Raw genomic sequence first — 19,995 nt, 5'->3', positions numbered from 1 at the left:
TGGTACATTATTAAATGAAAATATAATTAAATGTGAATTGTGGATGGGGTGCGGATTGTGCAATTCAAGATATATTCAAACCTGTAAAGTTCTTTTGTTTGGATAGTGTAAGAGACATTTATAATTTTTAATAAAATTCAAAATGAAAAGTAAGAGAGGTAGCCCCCTCACTTCACTCTTTAATCTCAACAAGTGTCACTTCAAAGACGAGCGTCTTTCCGGCAAGCGGGTGGTTTGCATCAAGCATCACCGCATCATCGGTGATCTCGGTAATCTCCACCTCGATGATCTGGTCTTCGCCGACCTGCACCTGGAAACGGTCTCCGACACCCGGAGTGATATCCGGCGGGAACTGATCCTTTGGCACCGGGAAGACCATCTCTTCGTTCCGCTCGCCATAGGCCTCTGCTGCCGGGATCTCAATCCGCCGGGACCCGCCGGCAACCATTCCCAGAACACCCAGGTCAAAACCGGGGATTACCTGTCCTGCGCCAACTTCAAACTCCAGCGGTTCACGTTCAAGTGACGAGTCAAAGACCTCGCCATCTTCGAGCGTGCCGGTGTAGTGGACTGAAACTACGTCACCAATTGCTGCTGCTGTCATACCTGAAGGCGTGTGGGTCGATATTATAAGTAAGAATCGGTCTTCCCAACGCTCCCTGAAAGAGAGAATACATAATCAATGAGTGCAATTCTCTCAGTATAGAGAAGAATCCCCTGCTGGTGCAGCATACAACCGCCCATGACTACCAGGAGAACCCCTTTGACCTTGCAATACTCCCGCTCGGATCGCTTGAGAGCCATGGCAGTCACCTCCCCTTCGCAACCGACGCCTATACTGCCGCCATCCTGGCAGAAGAAGTAGCAAAACAGATACCGGGAGCGGCCGTCCTCCCGGTTGTCCCCTACGGCGTATCAGAACACTACCGCGACTTCCCCTTCACCGTCTCGCTCAGGTTCGGGACAGAAATTGCCATTATCGGAGGAGATATCCCTGAATCCCTCCACCGGGAAGGAATCAGGCACGTCTTCATCCTAAACGGCCATGACGGCAACATCGCACCGATCGAGAACGCATCGAGAAAGGTGAAAGCCCCCCACCCGGAGATGAAGATCGCCACGTTCGGGGCCTGGTGGGAATCAATCGCCCCCCCCCTCCTCCCTGAGGGATTCTTCGAGGTCTGGGAAGGTCTTGGCCATGGAGGCGAAGGAGAAACATCCATCAGCCTCGCCCTCTTCGAAGAGCTCTGCCAGATGGAGCATGCAGCAGGACGGATGCCGGATCTCCCGGAGTTTGGAGAGATCAAATGGCTCTTTTCGGAGATAACCGATTGCGGCGCAACCGGCGACCCGACGAAAGGAAGCAGTGAAAAGGGGCTTGTTATGAAGAAGGCGCTTGTTGATGCGATCGTCCTGATGCTGAAAGAACTCAATACAACAGGCTGGAGGTACGGATACAAACCCTGAGATCAGATCGGGATCCTGGGGTTCATGAGCACCTCATCCCCGCACCCGTGAAGCGAGACGGCAGCCAGCGCACCGATCACACCGCGACCGCCGGCGATCCTGATCCCCGACTCTGCTGCCAGTGACTTCGCCTCGGCAATATCAATACGATCAGATCTCGCTTTTACCCCATAGGCAAGAAGCCCCTCGGAGTGGGAGAGGCCGACCTTCACCGCAATCCCCCAGTGCGGGGATGACGACTCTCCAGCAATAAACGAGATTGCCTGATCGATGATCCCCGGAATCTGGTGCTCTTCTGCTGCAAACTCGATCAGGCTGCATGAGTTGCCCGCCGTCTTCTCGGCAATCACAGGCGAGAGCATCGCAACATGATGGGCAATCGGCATCACGCCATCCATCCTGCCGATATGCTGGAGAAGGGCATAGGCAAGTGCAAATGTCGCACCGCTCCCTTCCGAATCGGTATCATCGATCCCAATCGCAACCAGCCTGAGCGCCTTTGTATAGACATCCCCCTCGACGATATTGCCGTTCCTGCGGGTATGCACCGCCTGCACACCACGCGCACGTGACATCATCTCGGTAAGGGAGTATGAAGGGCCCCCAAACGACCGGATCGTCTGGATGATCTGATCCCCCTCCTTCCGGATCGCAACAACACTGACAGCCGGGAGGGGGGAGAGACCGACATCCGCAGAAACATCCCCAAAACGGCCCCTTTCACGGAGGAGGGTGCCATCCCTCCGGACAGAGGAGAGGGCGCCGCCGGCACGCCCATGATGGTGGCGGCAGAAGTCGGCGCAGCCTGTACTCATGCACTCATGGTAGATCTCGACGAGATCATCATCACAGGTTGTGAAGATCCGTTTACAGAGCGTCCGGGGAAGAGCGGTCCGGGCAATATAGCGTGCAGGCTCTCTTCCCCTTCCCGGAGCATCAAGAAGAATACATTCTTCCAGAACAAGCCGGTTTGTCCAGTCCTGTGCAGTCGTCCTCGGGATACCGATCCGGCGGGCGATCTCTGCAACAGTAAAAAAGCCTTCATCCTGCGTTATTCGACGCATCAGGGAGAGGATTTTATTCCTCTTCTCAAGCACCCCGGCCATATGCATCCCTGATGAAGTTGAGATCGGCGAGTATCGCACTGGCGGTCGGATAGGGGCCGGCACCTTTTCCGATGAAGGTCACCGGACCGGCCAGATCGCAGCAGACGGAGATTGCATTCAGCGTCCCGTCCACAACAAGCGGGTGGTCAAGTGAGATCACACGGGGTGAGACCCGGATCTGGTTCTTCCCGGGCAGGATCTCGCCAATGAGTCGGATCGTCGCACCTTCAGCCTCGGCAAGGCTGAGGGCTTCGAGTGTAATCGAATCGATTCCGGTGATGGCGACATCAGACAACCTGACATCCATTCCAAGAAGCGTATTTGCCAGGATCACGAGCTTGATCGCAGTATCGATCCCCTTCACATCATAGGTCGGATCCGCCTCGGCATACCCGAGATCACGGGCTTCCTGAAGCGCCTGCGGATAGGTGAGCCCCTCGTCCCGCATCCGGGTGAGGATATAGTTGCAGGTTCCGTTTAAGATGCCATGGAGCGACCTGACCGTATTACCGGCAAGCCCATGCCTGAGCCCGGAGACGATCGGCACTGCACCGGCAACCGTCGCCTCGTACCCAAGCTTCACCCCTTTCTGGTCAGCCAGCTCCTTCAGCTCATGGTAGGCACAGGCGATCGGCCCCTTATTCGAGGTGACGACATGTTTTCCCATGGCAAGTGCTGATCTGATCGTCGAAAGGGCAGGCTCTCCTGTATCTGCGTTCGTGGGCGAGACCTCGACAAGGATATCAAATGCGCCTGAAGAGAGGATATCAGCACTCCCGATCCCCAAATCCCCGCAGAGCCCCGTCTCCTCTTTCCGGGCAAGAATCTCCGGGATATTAAGGCCGTCTGCATCAATGGCGGCAGAGCGGGAATCTGCAACAGCGGTGATGGTAAAGCCCGTATCAGCAAGCGCCCGTGCAAGCCCCTGCCCGACCGCCCCGAACCCGATGATCGCAACTCTCATTCGACACCCTCCAGCGGTTCGAGGATGAGAATATCCTTCTGTGCTGCAACCTCGCGGAGGATCCGCAGAGCATGGAGCATATCTTCAGGAGAGACCGCCCGGAGCGTAATCTTGGCGGTTGACGGCTCGTCGATTGCGGGCATCACCATATGCAGCTCAGAGACCTCGGCAAAACCCGTCTGATCGATCCGGTCAACGGTATCGGTGAGATCGGTATGCATCAGATGTCCGATCATAATCAGCGACTGTTTCTGGAGAAGGCGCTCCTTGCCGATCCTGACAACCCCGCACCCCCGTTCGCGGAGGGCTTCGATCAGGGCATCAAGCTTCTTTTCAGCGAGTTCAAGGACGATATCCACCGTCAGGGTGTTCTCGGCAGTCGTCTGATCGCGCTGATGGATGATCGTAATAATATTCCCGCCGATATCCGAGATCGGTTTCAATGCTCCGAGCAGCTGGCCCGGAGTATCCTTCAACTCAAGCTTCATCGAGATCTGCAACGCCCATTCCACCTTATAGTTGTACTAGTCGTCTGCTGGTGATAAGAAGGATTCGGAGATCAAAAAGGGGTTATTTCTTTGAGCCTGGTGCGCCGACGACGATCGGGATCGAATCCGCTATCTCTCCGAGCAGCTCACCGGGGAGACCCATCACCATCTCGCCATCGGCAATCCCTGAGAACTTCCGTGACCCGTCACATCCAAGCGAGATATTCGGCTTTCCGCTCATATAGACCGTGGCAGTCGCATCAGAACAGACCGACTGGATCCCTGACATCTCCGAATAGATCCTGCCGCCCATCCGGTACAGGATGCCCTGTGCCAGCTTCAGCATCGAACGCGGCTCGGCTATGATCAGCACCACATGCGGCGAGAAGGTGGCTAATTCCAGTGGTGCATAGAGGGTGGCATAGGTATCGCCTGATGGCAGGTGCGGGACATTCTGGATTGTCCGGCGGCAGGCTGCCCAGCTCTCGTACTTGCCGAGGGCAAAATAGAACTCGCCGGATTTGAGGGAGGGAGTGAGTTCCCGGAGTCCGAGCGCCCAGGCGCCCCCCATACAGTTGTGTTTATCCTTTGTCGCATAGAAACACTTCCCTTCATTCCGTGCAAGCGAGACCATCTGGCAGTGCCTCATCTGTTCGGTTGTCTCTTCCATCTCCTCCGGGATCTCCTTTTCAGATCCCGCCAGCTTGATGGCAACAGGGGAGCCTTTCAGGCCGAGTTGTACCTTCAGCAGGTTTGATATCGTAGCAAAATCAAGATCGGTTCGCATCTGATCCATATCGTTCACACTCCTTCATCCTCTACAAGACCCTATTCATCCATCAAACGATAAACCTGATGATCAGAGGCGCCGCAGTTTCTGCTCGACCTTCTCAAAGAAGGTTCGTTCGCTTTTGATGAAGAGTGCCGGTTCAGCCGATCTCGATACACGGATCGATCCCGAGAAGCCGAGCGGCTCCACCTCAACCCCGTCGATAACCAGGTTTGCAGGCTTTGTGCTCTCAAGATGGATCTCGATCTGCCGGTCTGTCGAGATGATGTGTGGCCGGGATGAGAGCATGTACGGTGCGAGCGGGACGATCAGGACCCCGTCGATCCGGGGATCAACGATCGGACCTCCCGCACTCATCGCATAGGCTGTTGAGCCTGTCGGCGTGCTGAGGATGATCCCATCGGCCCGGAATGTCTCGGCCACATCGCCATCGATTATGATCGAGAACCGAAGCATCTTTGCAGGGCGCGAGGTGACGATCAATGCCTCATTAAGCGCATCGCCGATCGGGCCGTGATCACTCTCAAAGGCAAGGCGCATCCTCTTCTCCACAGGAAAACCCGGTTTGAGGGCAGTGAGGAACTCAAGTGCATGGCCCCGTTCGAGATCCGCAAGAAACCCGACCTCGCCCCAGTTGATACCGATCACCGGGAGCTGCGACGGCATCTTTGCAACAGACCTGAGGACGGTTCCGTCCCCCCCGACCGCAACCACCAGATCTGCCCGACCCGGGAGCTCTTCAAAGGAGAGACCGCTATTCCGCTTCAGGGTATCGGCAGTATCGTGTTCAAAGAACACTGTGTGCCCGGCCATCCGGAGGTCTTCTGCAAGCATCCTTGCAAACGCAACCGCTTCTTCGCGATCAATCCGTGAGACGATGAAATACCGCATCCTTCACCTGAGATACTCGATCACTTTCCGGTGGATCACCGCATTCGTTGCTACCATACACCGCCCGACAGAGACATCGTCAGGGAAACGTACCTCCCCGCCATCCGGGGCCGATACTACTCCTCCGGCTTCTGTGCAGATGAGCATTCCGGCGGCAGCATCGGTGATCCTGAGGGTATTCCTGAGATCAACAAATCCGTCTATCCGGCCGCAGGCAACATAACAGAGTTCGAGTGCTGACGCACCAAAGAGCCGCCAGCGCCGGATCTCGCTGCCAAGCCGGATGATACTGGCGAAATCGAACTTCTTCCCGTACAGGCTCATCGCACTGGTATGTAATGACGAAACATCCGATACGGAGATTTTCATTCCATCCAGAAACGCACCGCCGTCCCGGACAGCATAGAACTCCTCACCGGATGCAAGATCCATTACATACCCCTCTTTCATCTGCCCATCAATCGCATATCCGAGGGATATCGCATAGAAGGGGATACCGGCAACGGCATTATAGGTGCCATCGATCGGATCGAGGTAGATCGTCCCCTCCCCGCCGGGAAGATCTACACCGCCCGCCTCCTCGCTGATCACCCGCCGGCCAACATCCGCCTCCCTGAGATGATCGAGCACAAGCGACTCGGCAACATCATCAATCACCTCAGTCGGCGTCTGATCCGCACCCATCCCGATCTCCGCCCCACCCTGCTCGGTACCGACGAGATTACCGATTTCTGCACGGAGCCGGTTGGAGAGTTCCTGGCATGCGGCAAGGAAGGGCGTTTCATTCATCACTGCGTTGTCTTTATGTTCTTTTGATTCAATAAATTACTCCTGCGAGAAAATATCATGAAAGAACAGACAGAAGTTGGGAAACTGAAGGAAGGCCGCTACATGGTCATTGATGACGAACCATGCAAAATTCAGAGCATCTCCACCTCAAAGCCCGGGAAGCACGGTGCCGCAAAGGCACGGATCGATGCAGTTGGTATCTTTGATGGTATGAAACGATCTTTCGTATCACCAGTCGGAGCCAAGATCTATGCCCCGATCGTTGAACGGAAGAGCGCTCAGGTCATCTCGATCGCCGCAAATACCGTCTCCTTCATGGATATGAAAGACTACACAAACTTCGAGCTGAACGTCACAGACGAACAGCTGGAGCATATCGAGCCCGGCAAAGAGATTCCCTACATCGAATCTCTCGGTAAACGCAAGCTTGACATCTGAGTATGCAATCCTTTTCTAACTCTCTTTTTGCCGATGCCGAAGCCTCGTATGAGGATGCACGGTATGTGATATTCGGTGTCCCCTATGACGGGACAACCTCATACAAACCGGGCACACGTTTCGCCCCAAACGCAATCCGGGCGATATCTTACAATTTTGAGCCATACATGCCGGAGTACGGTATTGACCTCTCTGACATCCCCTTCACCGATCTCGGAGATATCTATCCTGAGGCAGATCCGGAGGCGGTCGCAGCCCAGGTTGAGGATACCGTCTCGATGATCCTCGGAGACGAAAAAGTGCCGGTGATGCTCGGCGGTGAGCATTCGATCACCATCGGTGCTGTGCGCGCTGCCATGCCGAAATGGTATGTCGTCTGTGATGCCCACCTCGATTTTCAGGATGAATACCGGGGATCCCGCTACAACCATGACTGTGTCTCGGCACGGGTCCGCGATCTCGGCATTGACAATATCGTCATCATCGGTGCGCGGAGCGGATCGAGGGAGGAGTTTGAAGCCGCTTCCCACCACCGGATCTATACCGCAGATGAGGTGCATGACCGGGGGATCAACGCCATCATCGACGAGGTGAAGGCCGCGATCGGCAACGATCCCATCTATCTCTCGATCGATGCGGATGCCGTTGACTCATGCCTGACACCGGGGCTTGGAACACCGGATCCCTTCGGGATCACCCACTGGGATCTCCGATCTGTTATCCGGGCGCTTGCAGGTCAGGCTGTGGCATTCGACTATGTCGAGGTGCTCCCAAATGACTCTGAGCAGACTGCCGCGGTTGCCGCAAAGATGATCCGTGAATTCATCGGCATCCGCGGGCATACAGCCAGGCAGTGAGTGGGGAAGAAGAGATGAGCCGGAGCATCATGCAATCAGATCCGGCAGCATCTGATTTGACGGATCTGTCATCAGCAGATGCGAATCAAGACCTTTTTATCTTTAAGATTCCTTGTAAGAGTGGTGTCTTGTGAGTTTACGAGACTGGATTATTCCAAACGATCATGTCTTCTTTGATATCTTCGAGCAGCTCGCGGATACTACAACAGAGGCTGCTCGCCTGCTTGTTGATCTTATTGACGACTATACCGATGTCGAGCAGAAGGTCAAAGCGATCAAGAAGTTCGAACACCAGGGTGATGCCCTTGCCCACCGGGCATATGCCGAGCTGAATCGGAGTTTCATCACCCCACTTGAGCCCGAGGAGATATCACGGCTGACAACAGCCCTGGATGATATGCTTGATTTTGTTGATGGTACCGCCAGGAAGATGCTCACCTACGGGATTGAGGAGACGGACCCCTACATGAGGGAATTTGCCAAGATCATCTATCTTCAGGCGAGTGAAGTGGCAGTGGCAGTACGTGAGGTTCGGAATCTCAAAAACCCCGAAACTCTTGAGAAGAAATGCATTGAGATCAACAGGCTTGAGAACCTTGCCGATGATGTCCTTGCCCACGCGATCATCGACCTCTTCAATAGTGAGGATGCAATCAGGATCATCAAGCTCAAAGGGATCTACGAGAGCCTTGAAGAGGCAACCGATAAGAGCGAAGACGCAGCAAATGTCCTTGCAGATATAGCAATCCGCCATTCGTGATTTTTTATGGAGTTCCTTATCATTGCAGGGATCGGACTAGCCCTCCTCTTTAACTTTGTAAACGGGTTGAATGATGCGGCAAACTCCATCGCCACCGTCATCGCCACCAAGGTGCTCACCCCGCTCCAGGCAGTCGGGCTTGCCGCATTTTTTAATCTCGTCGGCCCGTTCCTCTTCTCAACCGCCATTGCAAAGACGATAGGAAAAGGGATCGTCGATCCCGCAATACTCACTCCTTTTGTCCTTGTCACCGGCCTTGTCGGGTCGGTCTTCTGGGTCTTCTTCTGTTCTCATTTTGGCATACCGGTTTCAAGCAGCCATTCTCTTGTCGGAGGGATTATGGGTGCCGGTATCGGGGCGGCAGGCTTCTTTGCGGTGATCTGGCCGGACTTACAGACCATCGCCCTGACAATTGAAATCGCGCTCTTCGGCGCAGTGGCAGGTGCATTGCTATTTGGGGCAATTGCATATTATGCAGGAGACAGAAACCCGATCTATTTCGGCCTTGGAGCCATCATCGGAATTGCGATCATCATACCTGTTTCGATGTTCCTTGGCATCGTCCATATCAAGGGTATCCTTGCTATCGTCTTATTCATCGTCGTCTCCCCGACCCTCGGGTTCATCGCCGCCTATGCATTCGCCGCCTTTATCATGCGGTACTTAAGCAACGCCAGCACGCCGCAGCGTATGAACTATATCTTCAGGAAACTCCAGATCGTCTCGGCATCATTCCACGCCATCGGGCATGGGAGCAATGATGCACAGAACGCAATGGGTATCATCACCGCCATACTCTTCGCAGGGGGATTTATCACAGTCTTTGAGGTACCTCTCTGGGTGATATTCGCCTCCTGTGCCGCCATATCGATTGGCACGCTCCTTGGGGGATGGCGTGTCATCGATAAGCTGGCAAACAGGATCACCAGGATCACCCCCTACCAGGGCTTCTCGGCATCCACATCCGGCGGTCTTGTCCTCTCGGCGATGACGATGCTCGGCATCCCGGTCTCGACAACCCATGCAATGAGCGGGGCGATCATGGGTGTCGGCACCACGCAGGGGTCTGCTGCCGTCCGGTGGGGAGTGGTGCGGGAGATTATCATCGCCTGGATCATCACGATACCGGCAGCGGCTCTCGTCTCCTTCTGCTTCTTTGCAATCGTCTCACCCTTCTTCTTCTAAAGAGGCAAAACGGCAGAGGTCACGGAGAACGCAGGTTTCGCACTGCGGCTTTCTGGCAGGGCAGACCTCCCGCCCATGCCGGATCAGCAGGTACGTGATCCCGCCCCAGTGGGAACGGGGATAGATCGCTATCAGATCCTGCTCGATTTTATCGGGGTTTGCCGAGTCTGAGAAACCGATCCGCTGGGCAAGACGGCGGACATGCGTATCAACAGCGACTCCTTCATCGATCCCAAAGGAATGGTTGAGGACAATATTAGCCGTCTTCCTCCCGACACCGGGGATCGTCAGGAGCTCATCCATCGTAGCCGGAACTCTCCCCGAAAACCGCTCCACAAGTGCCCTCGACGCACCGGTGATATGCCGGGCCTTTGCATGGTAAAACCCGGTTCTGTGGATGATTCTCTCCACCTCCACCAGATCCGCTGAAGCAAGCGATTCCGGTGTCGGGAACCGTGCAAAGAGAGACGGCGCAACCAGATTCACGGTGGCATCGGTCGTCTGGGCAGAGAGGATCGTCAGGATCAGGCACTGGAAGGGATCTTCGAAATCAAGAAAATTGGTCTCCGTATGAGGATAGCGATCATTCAGGCGTGAATATATCAGAAAAGCGGTCTCTGAGTCCATCTCAAAATGGGGTAGCGCAGATTCGAACTGCGGTCAAAGCGTCCCAAACGCTCTAGGATGGACCAGGCTACCCTACTACCCCGTGACCTTACTAAATTGAGGGTCTATCTAAAAAAGGGTATCGTTTTGTCCGCATCTCAGAGCGGGAGAACTGAATCTGGCTTCTCTGCAACAAGAGTGCCGTTGAATGTCCCCTCTTTGAGCGCTGTTAAGATATCGCCGGGTTTTCTCCCATCCATCACGATGAAGGGGATGCCGCTCCGCTCAACGATCTTGGCTGCCACCAGATCGACGATCATATTCGATCCCGCGCCCATCCGCTCCTTCATGATGATCTGGATCAGATCTGCCGGGGTGATCATCGTGTACCGCTCTGCCGAGGCATCCTTCCTCGGATCAGCCGAATAGATTGCATCCACTGCCGTTGCATTCACCAGCAGATCTGCTGAAACCTCCTCTGCAAGGACGGCTGAGACCGCATCTGTCGTCTGGCCGGGGGTCACCCCTCCCATGACGACGATCCGCTCCAAAAGCGCCGCCTGCTTCGCCTCACGATAGGTTGCCGGAACGGTTGGATAGGCGGCATCACCGAGTGCCGCAATCAGAAGGGACGCATTGATCCGCGTCACCATGATGCCGAGTTCGTCTGCGGTGCCCTCATCAATTCCGAGGCTCCGGCAGACCGATATATACCGGCGTGCCTCGCCTCCTCCTCCACAGACGCAGAAGACGGAATAGTCCTGTTGAATCTCCCGGAGCACTGCCACCCATGCACTGAGATTATTTGACTCAAGTGTGGGTACAAGAACCGACCCGCCGACCGAGATAACTACCTTCTTCATATTACCTTAAACATTTCATCATGGATCACATATAATGCCGTGTTCCACAGAGTGGAAAGAGATCAAAACGGGGTGAATGAGTGGAGATGAAGGAAGCACGGATCTGGATGAGAGAGGATGAGGCGATACGCTGCGGCCTCTGCCCGCACAGTTGCCTGATCCGGCAGGGGAAAGAGGGGATCTGCGGGGTTCGCAGGAACCGGGGCGGGAAGCTCTATGCGCTGACCTATGGGAAGGTCGTATCAGCAGCACTCGATCCCATCGAGAAGAAGCCGCTTTACCATTTTCTCCCCGGCACCACCACCTATTCGCTCGGGGGAATCGGTTGCACCTTCCGGTGCAGGCACTGCCAGAACTGGGAGATATCACAGGCAACGATCGATTCCCTCCCGCTCCGTGAGATTGGACCGGAGGAGGGGGTGCGGCAGGCGATTCGATCCGGTGCTGCAAGCATCACCTGGACCTATAATGAACCGACGATCTGGCATGAGTATGCCCTTGATATGGGCAGAATCGCACGAAAACATGATCTGAAGACGATTTATGTCACGAACGGCTACATCACCGAAGAGGCGCTGAACGAACTCTCACCGATGCTCTCTGCCTTCCGGGTGGATCTGAAGGCATTCAATGAGGACTTCTACAAAAAGGTCTGCGGGGGGCGCCTCCAGCCGGTGCTCGATGCAACGATCCGGGCAGATGAACTCGGCATGCATATCGAGACGGTGACACTGGTGATCCCCGGCATAAATGATGATCCGGGTGAGATTGATTCCCTGATCCGCTGGGTGATCGAGCATCTGGGCCCCGATACGCCGATGCATTTTACCCGCTACCACCCCGATTACCGGATGAGCGATCCCCCCGCCACACCGCTTGCAACGCTTGAGCGGATCTACCATCGGGCGCGGGAACTCGGCCTTGAATACCCCTATCTCGGTAATATTCCGGGATCATCGTACGAAGATACCCGGTGCCCCTCCTGCGGTGCGGATCTGATCCGGAGGAGAGGGTTTTCTGCCGGGATCGTGGGGCTTGATGGTGACCGGTGCAGGAACTGCGGCTACCAGATACCGGTCGTGCTCAGATGACCCCTGAACTCCGGTTCCTTGTGGATCGGATGCTCGGCCCCCTCACCCGGTACCTCCGGCTCCTCGGCTATGATACAGAGAGTGCGGATTGCCTTCCCCCCGGCAATCCAAAGGAAGATACAGAACTCCTTCGATGGGCAGAACGGGAGGGCAGGATCCTCCTCACCCGGGACCGTGAGCTCGCCGGCCGGGCCGGGGACCGGGGGATCTATATTGGGGAGAAGGAGATCCTCGACCAGCTCTCTTTCCTGAAAGACCGGGGGCTGATTGACCTTCCGGTCCGGCTGATCCGCTGCTCGATCTGCAATACGCTCCTCGAAGATGCACCCGAAGAGGAGATCCGGATCGCCGACTATGTACCCGCAGAACAGGGGGATCACAGCTTCCGCTGGTGCCCCTCATGCAGGCGGCTCTACTGGATGGGATCCCATACCGATGATATCATCGGCAGGATGGAGACGCTCAGTCACCGGTCCGAAAAAGCGCCCTGATTCTCCCAGTACTCGTACTCGGACTTCCAGACATCCCTGTTGAAGCGGACGAGCTCGATCATATGTTCACGCCGGATCCGGTGCTCTTCTTCCTGATCGGGATACCGCCGCTTGTCCCGGATGGCTGAGGCGAGATCGGCACCGAGTGCCTTTGCAGCCGGGATCTTTGCATCCACTGCACCGGGATCCCCCATGATATTCACGCCAACCAATCCGACGGTGGTGCCGCCGAGCATCCGGATCACGCCGTTCTGGTACTCAGCAACCTCCTCTGCAAGCGCTCCACCGGCAGTTGAGAGGCTGCACCCATATTTCCCGGAGAGCCGCTGGCAATGCACGGCATCCGAAAGGCGGTCAAGGAGGGTCTTCAGCTGTGCAGTCACCGAGTTGATGTAGACGGGGGAGGAGAAGATGATCCCGTCTGCATTGAGAAACTGATAATAAACAGACTCGAAATCATCATCAAGGACACAGTCACCAGTGATGTAACAGCTTCCACATGCGTTGCAGTACCCAATATCCAGATCACAGATATCAACCACCGTGGTTTCGGCACCCACCTCTTCCGCACCCTCACATGCGGCGAGGAGGAGTTTTCTGGTCGAGCTCGATGAAACCCTCGGGCTCCCGTTGAATGCAAGGATCTTCATGAAAGAGAGATTCCGGTTCAGTGAATATAGAGCTTTGCATTCATTTCTTATTTATGATAAATGGAGGATGTACACCACCATCATGAGCAGTACCCCGCTTTGGGGATCGGAACTCCTGCTGCAATCGCCATCCGGTGAGCGGCAGTGGTATGAACTCTCCGCGAGGGAGAACGAGGGGGGGTGGATCGAGTCAGAGAAGGTGAGATCGTTTTTACGGCATCACTACCGTTGACAGCATCTCTATACCTATTACCATCCATGATCAACAGATACAATCACTGATGAAAGACTTAATTGTTCGTGGAGCACGGGAGCATAACCTGAAGGATATCACCGTCATCCTCCCCCGGGACCAGCTGATCGTCATCACCGGTGTCTCGGGTTCGGGGAAGTCCACGCTTGCCTTTGATACCATCTATGCCGAAGGGCAGCGGCGATATGTCGAATCCCTCTCGGCATATGCCCGCCAGTTCCTCGGCCAGATGAATAAGCCCGATGTCGATGCGATCGAAGGGCTCTCCCCCGCAATATCGATAGAACAGAAGACGACCTCGAAGAATCCGAGGAGCACCGTCGGAACCGTCACCGAGATCTATGATTATCTCAGGCTCCTCTTCGCACGGATCGGGGTGCCGCACTGCCCCGAACACGGGATTGCAATCGAATCCCGATCCCCCCAGCAGATCGCCGACACGATCGCAGTACACGGGACAGGGATGGTCACCATCCTGGCGCCGGTTGTGAGGCAGAAGAAGGGAACCTATGCAAAGATCATAAAAGATCTCGATTCTGAAGGTTTCTCCCGCGTCAGGGTTGATGGGATCATCCACAGGACCGACGAGGAGATCCCGCTTGAACGGTACGTGAAGCATGATATCGAGATCGTCATCGACCGGCTGGATCCATCCGAGACCTCCCGGCTCGCCGAGGCATGCGAGACCGCCGTGAAGCGATCAGGGGGGCTTGTTATCGCTGCCTTTGAGGACGGCTCAGAAGAGACCTACTCTGCCACGATGGCATGCCCGATCTGCGGCTTCTCGGTTGAGGAGCTCCAGCCCCGGTTCTTCTCATTCAACAGCCCGTTTGGAGCATGCGAGACCTGTAACGGTTTGGGGTTCCAGATGCGGTTTGATCCCGACCTGATCATCCCGGATAAGGACCTGAGCATCGCAGACGGTGCTGTTGCACTCTATCGGAACTTCCTCGACGGGTACAGGATACAGTATCTCGGATCAGTTGCCGAACATGCCGGGTACACGATCCATACCCCAATCCGTGACCTGACTGATGCGCAGCTCCATTCGCTGCTGTATGGGTCAGACGACCAGATCAAATTCTCGATGAAGATGAAGCGGATGGATGCCGAATGGTCGCACAAGGGGGTTTGGGAAGGGCTGATCCCCCAGTCCGAACGGCTGTACAGGGAGACGAAATCCGAGTACAGGCGGGAGGAGCTTGAGAAGTTCATGCGGGTCACCCCCTGCCCCTCCTGCGGGGGACTCCGGCTGAAGAAGGAGGTGCTCGCTGTCAAGATTCACGGATACTCGATTGCGGATGTGACCGACCTCTCTGTTGGAAAAGCACTCGCCTTCTTCACCGATCTCCCCCTCACCCCGAAGGAGGAGGAGATTGCACGGCAGGTGAAGAAAGAGATCCGATCCCGCCTCCTCTTCCTTGAACGGGTTGGACTATCATACCTCACCCTCTCACGAAACGCCGGCACCCTCTCAGGCGGTGAAGCTCAGCGGATCCGGCTTGCCACCCAGATCGGATCAAACCTGATGGGCGTCCTCTATGTACTGGACGAGCCTTCAATCGGCCTCCACCAGCGTGATAACCACCGCTTAATCGAGACCTTAAAACACCTCCGCGACCTCGGCAACACCGTCCTCGTCGTCGAGCATGACGAGGATACGATCCGGCACGCAGACTGTATCGTGGATATGGGGCCGGGAGCGGGGATCCACGGAGGCGATATCATCGCACTTGGCTCCCTTGACGATATCATCAACGCAGAAGACTCCCTCACCGGCCAGTACCTCTCCGGGAGGATCACGATCCCGGTTCCAAAAACCCGCAGGCTGAAAGGACCCTGTATCAGGATCGAAGGCTGCAGCGAGCACAATCTGAAGGATATCAGCTGCGAGATCCCGCTCGGACTCTTCACCGTCATCACCGGGGTCTCGGGATCCGGGAAATCGACCCTGATCTACGAAACCCTCTACCCGGCGCTGATGAACAGAATCCACGGTTCGCGGAAAGATACCGGTGTATATACCTCACTCGCAACAGACGAGCATATCGATAAGGTGATTGTGATCGATCAGAGCCCGATCGGGCGGACGCCTCGATCAAACCCTGCAACCTACACAAAGGTCTTTGATGAGATCAGGAAGATCTTTGCCGAGACGAAAGAGGCGAAGGTCCGGGGATACAAGCCGGGGCGGTTCTCCTTCAATGTGAAAGGGGGGCGGTGCGAGGCATGCCAGGGTGACGGCACCATCAAGATCGAGATGCACTTCCTCCCCGATGTCTTCGTCGAGTGCGAGGAGTGCAAAGGAAAGCGATATAACCGTGAGACGCTGGAAGTCCGGTACCGGGGGAAGACGATCGCGGATGTCCTCGCGATGAGTGTCGAGGAGGCACGGAACCTCTTTGAGAATATCCCCGCAATCAGCCAGAAGCTTGAGACACTCTGCCGCGTGGGGCTTGGCTACATCAAGCTCGGGCAGAGTGCCACCACCCTCTCAGGCGGGGAGGCGCAGCGGATCAAGATCACCCGCGAACTCGCAAAACGGGCGACCGGCAGGACCCTCTATCTCCTTGATGAGCCGACAACCGGCCTCCATTTCCATGATGTCAGCAAGCTCATCTCGGTGCTCGACGATCTTGTGGAGAAGGGGAATACGGTCGTTGTGATCGAGCATAACCTCGATGTGATCAAGTCCGCAGACCATATCATCGATCTCGGGCCCGAAGGCGGTGATGGCGGCGGGGAGATCATCGCGGCAGGGACGCCTGAGGAGATCGCAGGTGTCCCTGAGAGCCATACAGGCCGGTTCCTCAGGCCGCTCCTTGAATCATGATCGATACCACCCATATTCCACAAGAGCCGGGTTCATATCTTTTTCTGGATGAATCCGGCACCGTCATCTATGTCGGCAAGGCAAAGAACCTCAGGAAGCGGGTGCAGAGCTATTTTACAAAGAAGGGTTTGGATCCAAAGACCGCGGTGCTGGTTGATGCGATCAGATCTGTTGATTTCATCGCAACAGCAAATGAGACAGAAGCCTTCATTTTAGAGAATACCCTGATCAAACGGCACCAGCCAAAATACAATATCGATCTGAAGGATGCAAAGAGCTATGCCTTCATCCATATCTCCGGCGATCCCTTCCCCAGGATCGGGATTGCCCGGAAGGCAGGGGCAGAAGGAAAGTACTTCGGTCCCTTCGTCTCTGCCCGTGAGCGGGATCGGCTGCTGGCGATGGTGAAGAAGATCTTCGGCCTCCGTTCATGCAGGCGGCTCCCCAAACGTGCCTGCCTCCGCTACCATATCAACACCTGCCCGGCACCCTGCATCGGAGAGATCACAGAAGAGGCATATGCAGAACGGGTGCGGCAGGCAGAGGAGGTCCTGAAAGGCAGGACAAGGGAGCTGATTTTTGATCTGAAAGCCCGGATGGAGCGGCTATCCCGGAACTGCGAATTTGAGTCTGCAATCACGATCAGGGAGACGATCACAGCTCTCGAACATCTCTCCGGGAGGCGGATGGCTGCCCGGAGAAAAGATAGCGAAGGGGATGTCATCCAGTACCGGATCACCGGCGGCGAGGTCTTCCTCCTCCTCTTCCACCAGAGGAACGGGACACTGGTCGAAAAGGAGGAGTTCCGGTTCAATGAGACGCCCGGTTTCCTCTCCGAGTTCCTTGTCCAGTACTACAGCGATCACGAGGTGCCGGGGGAGGTGATCATCCCGGAGATGGTGGATGAGGCGATCACCGGATACCTTGCTGAGATCCGGGGGAAGAGCGTCACCATCACCGTCCCGAAGCAGGGGGCAAAACGGGAACTTCTGGATCTTGCTGCAAAGAACGTCGATCTCACCTGGTTCTCAGGGGTTGAGCGGGTGAAGGCGCTTGGGCGGGCACTCCGGCTGGCAGCTGATCCAGAGGTGATTGAGTGTTTTGATATCTCGCATCTCTCCGGCACCGCCGCTGTCGGGGGGATGGTCAGGTTCGTCGGCGGAAAGCCTGATAAGCGGGGATACCGGCGGTTTTCCCTGAAGAGTGCCGTCGGGGGGGATGATCCCGGATCGATCCGCGAGGTGGTTTCACGGCGGTACTCACGGCTGGTTGCAGAAGACGGGGAGATGCCGGACTTAATCGTCATCGATGGCGGGAAAGCACAGCTCTCGGCCGCATATGCCGAGCTGAATAAGCTCGATCTCGATATCCCCGTCATTGCGCTTGCAAAACGGGAGGAGGAGATCTATCTCCCGAAACTCCCCTACCCCCTCCCGGTGCCTGCTGACGATCCCGCCTCACTCCTCATCCAGGAGATCAGGGACGAGGCGCACCGGTTCGCCGTCAGCTATAACAGGATCAAGAGAAGAAAGAAGGTGATTCCATGAACTTCACCCTCCATGCGGACTTCAAACCGGCAGGGTCCCAGCCAGATGCTATCAAAGGCTTAACCAGCGGTTTTTCTGAGGGGATGGCAAAACAGACCCTCCTTGGGGTGACGGGGTCGGGGAAGACCTTCACGATCGCAAACCTGATCACAGAACTCCAGATGCCCACCCTCGTCCTTGCGCATAACAAGACGCTGGCAGCCCAGCTCTATAATGAGTTCCTGGACTTCTTCCCTGAGAACCGTGTCGAGTACTTCGTCTCTTATTATGACTACTACCAGCCGGAATCCTATCTCCCGAGAAAAGACCAGTACATCGAGAAAGATGCAGATATCAACCCAAAGATCGAGCAGATGCGCCTCTCGGCAACCGCCTCGCTCCTCTCACGGAACGATACCATCGTCGTCTCCTCGGTCTCCTGCATCTACGGCCTCGGAAACCCCGAGCATTTCAGGAACCTCGGGTTTGAGCTCCAGTGCGGTGAGAGGGCACGGCAGCGGGAGATCATCGAGCGGCTGGTTGAGATCCAGTTCGAGCGCAACGACACCGAGCTGATGCCGGGGAGGTTCCGGGTACGGGGCGATACCATCGAGATCATCCCTGGATACTTCAATGATATCATCAGGATCGAGCTCTTCGGCGATACAATCGACCGGATATCAGAGATCGAGAAGACGAGCGGGCGGCGGCTCTCCACGATGGAGTATTTTCACGTCTATCCCGCCCGCCATTTCGTCACCCCGGAAGACGAGCGGAAGCGGGCGGTTGAGTCAATCCGGGCCGAACTGGATGAGGTGCTCCCGACGCTCGGGATGATCGAGGCGCACCGCCTCCGCCAGCGTACCCTCTTTGATATTGAGATGATCGAGGAGACCGGGAGCTGTAAAGGTATCGAGAACTATTCACGCCATTTTGACGGGAGATCCGCAGGCGAGAAGCCGTACTGCCTCCTCGACTATTTCCCCGGCGATTTTCTCCTGATCATCGACGAGAGCCACCAGACCCTGCCGCAGGTGCGGGGGATGTTCAATGGCGATTATGCACGGAAGAAGAACCTGGTCGAGTACGGGTTCCGCCTCCCAAGCGCCTTTGATAACCGCCCCCTGAAGTTCCATGAATTTGAGAGGTACATGAAGAAGGTCGTCTTCGTCTCGGCAACCCCCGGAAGCTATGAGACAGAGCATGCCGAACAGGTGGTCGAGCAGATCATCAGGCCGACCGGCCTCGTCGATCCGGTGGTGGAAGTCAGGCCAATCGACGGGCAGACCCAGGATCTTGAGAGGGAGATCCTCCGCACCATTGAACAGGGTGACCGGGTGCTTGTGACCACCCTCACTAAGAAGCTGGCCGAGGAGTTCACCGATTATCTCATCGGGCGGGGGATCAAGACACGATACCTCCATTCCGAGATCATCACGCTTGAACGGACCGGGATCATCAGGCAGCTTCGGCTCGGCACCTTCGATGTGCTGGTCGGGATCAACCTGCTCAGGGAAGGGCTGGATATCCCCGAGGTCGGGTTCGTCGGTATTCTGGATGCAGACAAGGAAGGGTTCCTGAGAAACGAAAAGAGCCTGATCCAGACAATCGGCAGGGCTGCGAGGAACGCCAACTCCCGTGTCGTCCTCTATGCAGACAAAATGACAGACTCGATCAAGCGGGCGCTTGCCGAGACAGAACGGAGGCGGAAGCTCCAGATCGCCTTCAATGAAGAGCATGGGATTGTGCCGGAGACGATCAGAAAACCGATCCGGGAGAAGGAGGTCGAGGGAGTCGGGCTTGCAGAGATCCCGCAGGACGAACTCCCGAACCTGATCATCCAGCTCGAGTCAGAGATGCGTTCCGCTGCCGAGTCGCTTGATTTTGAACATGCAATCGAGCTCAGGGAGCAGATCCGGCAGGCAAAAGAGAAGATGGGATAATCCG

Annotated in this window: 20 protein-coding genes and 1 tRNA gene; 10 read left to right on the top strand and 11 right to left on the bottom strand. The window is 55.9% G+C overall.

The genetic code is table 11. The features are described 5' to 3' along the window. Window positions 1-172 precede the first annotated feature (172 nt). Window positions 173-604 carry an FKBP-type peptidyl-prolyl cis-trans isomerase gene (locus ACZ44I_RS04710; protein ID WP_464548287.1) on the bottom strand — a complete coding sequence of 144 codons (432 nt, stop codon included), beginning with the start codon at window positions 602-604 and terminating at the stop codon, window positions 173-175. Window positions 605-723: 119 nt separating this feature from the next. On the opposite strand from ACZ44I_RS04710, the gene ACZ44I_RS04705 reads away from it, so the two are divergent. Then, window positions 724-1,467 carry a creatininase family protein gene (locus ACZ44I_RS04705; RefSeq protein WP_464548289.1) on the top strand — a complete coding sequence of 248 codons (744 nt, stop codon included), beginning with the start codon at window positions 724-726 and terminating at the stop codon, window positions 1,465-1,467. Window positions 1,468-1,469: 2 nt separating this feature from the next. Here the strand turns inward: ACZ44I_RS04705 and ACZ44I_RS04700 are convergent, their stop codons facing one another. The 6 genes from ACZ44I_RS04700 to ACZ44I_RS04675 form a co-directional block, all read right to left on the bottom strand. Continuing rightward, window positions 1,470-2,573: a sugar-specific transcriptional regulator TrmB gene (locus ACZ44I_RS04700; protein WP_464576599.1), complete on the bottom strand. Its 1,104-nt coding sequence runs from the start codon at window positions 2,571-2,573 to the stop codon at window positions 1,470-1,472. After that, a complete protein-coding gene (locus ACZ44I_RS04695; RefSeq protein ID WP_464548293.1) occupies window positions 2,557-3,537 on the bottom strand; it encodes a homoserine dehydrogenase in 981 nt (326 codons plus the stop codon). Before ACZ44I_RS04695 ends, ACZ44I_RS04700 begins: the two co-directional genes overlap by 17 nt. Continuing rightward, entirely contained in the window at window positions 3,534-4,025 is a 492-nt protein-coding gene (locus tag ACZ44I_RS04690) for an amino acid-binding protein (protein ID WP_464548295.1), read from the bottom strand. The genes ACZ44I_RS04695 and ACZ44I_RS04690 overlap by 4 nt, the downstream gene beginning before the upstream one ends. An 82-nt stretch (window positions 4,026-4,107) precedes the next feature. Next, window positions 4,108-4,821, bottom strand: a complete 714-nt coding sequence (locus ACZ44I_RS04685) for a DUF169 domain-containing protein (protein WP_464548297.1) — start codon at window positions 4,819-4,821, stop codon at window positions 4,108-4,110. Between the two features lie 63 nt (window positions 4,822-4,884). Further along, the gene (locus ACZ44I_RS04680) at window positions 4,885-5,706 is read right to left on the bottom strand and encodes an NAD(+)/NADH kinase (protein WP_464548299.1); all 822 of its coding nucleotides are present in this window, start codon (window positions 5,704-5,706) and stop codon (window positions 4,885-4,887) included. A gap of 3 nt (window positions 5,707-5,709) precedes the next feature. Continuing rightward, on the bottom strand, window positions 5,710-6,495 hold the full coding sequence (locus ACZ44I_RS04675) for a bifunctional fructose-bisphosphatase/inositol-phosphate phosphatase (protein ID WP_464548301.1): 786 nt from the start codon (window positions 6,493-6,495) through the stop codon (window positions 5,710-5,712). Window positions 6,496-6,552: 57 nt separating this feature from the next. Between ACZ44I_RS04675 and ACZ44I_RS04670 the strand changes: the two genes are divergently transcribed. The 4 genes from ACZ44I_RS04670 (at window position 6,553) to ACZ44I_RS04655 (ending at window position 9,735) form a co-directional block, all read left to right on the top strand. Continuing rightward, window positions 6,553-6,933 carry a translation initiation factor IF-5A gene (locus ACZ44I_RS04670; RefSeq protein ID WP_464548303.1) on the top strand — a complete coding sequence of 127 codons (381 nt, stop codon included), beginning with the start codon at window positions 6,553-6,555 and terminating at the stop codon, window positions 6,931-6,933. 2 nt (window positions 6,934-6,935) lie between these two features. Then, entirely contained in the window at window positions 6,936-7,790 is an 855-nt protein-coding gene (gene speB, locus ACZ44I_RS04665; protein ID WP_464548305.1) for an agmatinase, read from the top strand. A gap of 130 nt (window positions 7,791-7,920) precedes the next feature. After that, window positions 7,921-8,550: a DUF47 domain-containing protein gene (locus tag ACZ44I_RS04660; protein ID WP_464548307.1), complete on the top strand. Its 630-nt coding sequence runs from the start codon at window positions 7,921-7,923 to the stop codon at window positions 8,548-8,550. A 6-nt stretch (window positions 8,551-8,556) separates the two neighbouring features. Further along, entirely contained in the window at window positions 8,557-9,735 is a 1,179-nt protein-coding gene (locus ACZ44I_RS04655; protein ID WP_464548309.1) for an anion permease, read from the top strand. Here the strand turns inward: ACZ44I_RS04655 and nth are convergent. The 3 genes from nth to pyrH form a co-directional block, all read right to left on the bottom strand. Beyond that, the gene (nth, locus tag ACZ44I_RS04650) at window positions 9,718-10,362 is read right to left on the bottom strand and encodes an endonuclease III (RefSeq protein WP_464548311.1); all 645 of its coding nucleotides are present in this window, start codon (window positions 10,360-10,362) and stop codon (window positions 9,718-9,720) included. The two genes, ACZ44I_RS04655 and nth, sit on opposite strands and share 18 nt — an antisense overlap. Before the next feature lie 7 nt (window positions 10,363-10,369). Then, a tRNA-Pro gene (locus tag ACZ44I_RS04645) sits at window positions 10,370-10,444 on the bottom strand. A 55-nt stretch (window positions 10,445-10,499) separates the two neighbouring features. After that, the gene (pyrH, locus tag ACZ44I_RS04640; RefSeq protein WP_464548313.1) at window positions 10,500-11,204 is read right to left on the bottom strand and encodes a UMP kinase; all 705 of its coding nucleotides are present in this window, start codon (window positions 11,202-11,204) and stop codon (window positions 10,500-10,502) included. Window positions 11,205-11,290: 86 nt separating this feature from the next. On the opposite strand from pyrH, the gene amrS reads away from it, so the two are divergent. Further along, entirely contained in the window at window positions 11,291-12,295 is a 1,005-nt protein-coding gene (amrS, locus tag ACZ44I_RS04635; RefSeq protein WP_464548315.1) for an AmmeMemoRadiSam system radical SAM enzyme, read from the top strand. Continuing rightward, window positions 12,292-12,786, top strand: a complete 495-nt coding sequence (locus ACZ44I_RS04630) for a Mut7-C RNAse domain-containing protein (protein ID WP_464548317.1) — start codon at window positions 12,292-12,294, stop codon at window positions 12,784-12,786. The genes amrS and ACZ44I_RS04630 overlap by 4 nt, the downstream gene beginning before the upstream one ends. Here ACZ44I_RS04630 and ACZ44I_RS04625 read toward each other — a convergent pair. Further along, window positions 12,762-13,436 carry a flavodoxin family protein gene (locus ACZ44I_RS04625; protein ID WP_464548319.1) on the bottom strand — a complete coding sequence of 225 codons (675 nt, stop codon included), beginning with the start codon at window positions 13,434-13,436 and terminating at the stop codon, window positions 12,762-12,764. The genes ACZ44I_RS04630 and ACZ44I_RS04625 overlap by 25 nt on opposite strands. A 281-nt stretch (window positions 13,437-13,717) precedes the next feature. On the opposite strand from ACZ44I_RS04625, the gene uvrA reads away from it, so the two are divergent. The 3 genes from uvrA to uvrB are packed head-to-tail and all read left to right on the top strand — an operon-like array spanning window position 13,718 to window position 19,991. Continuing rightward, complete coding sequence (gene uvrA / locus ACZ44I_RS04620; protein ID WP_464548321.1) at window positions 13,718-16,522, top strand: excinuclease ABC subunit UvrA; 2,805 nt, start codon at window positions 13,718-13,720, stop codon at window positions 16,520-16,522. Beyond that, the gene (uvrC, locus tag ACZ44I_RS04615; protein ID WP_464576597.1) at window positions 16,519-18,069 is read left to right on the top strand and encodes an excinuclease ABC subunit UvrC; all 1,551 of its coding nucleotides are present in this window, start codon (window positions 16,519-16,521) and stop codon (window positions 18,067-18,069) included. The genes uvrA and uvrC overlap by 4 nt, the downstream gene beginning before the upstream one ends. Then, on the top strand, window positions 18,066-19,991 hold the full coding sequence (gene uvrB / locus ACZ44I_RS04610; protein WP_464548325.1) for an excinuclease ABC subunit UvrB: 1,926 nt from the start codon (window positions 18,066-18,068) through the stop codon (window positions 19,989-19,991). Before uvrC ends, uvrB begins: the two co-directional genes overlap by 4 nt. Window positions 19,992-19,995 lie beyond the last annotated feature (4 nt).

This window comes from Methanocalculus pumilus (genome assembly GCF_055382585.1).
Note: the sequence above shows the minus strand (reverse complement) of the source record. Positions and strands in the feature narration are given on the sequence as shown.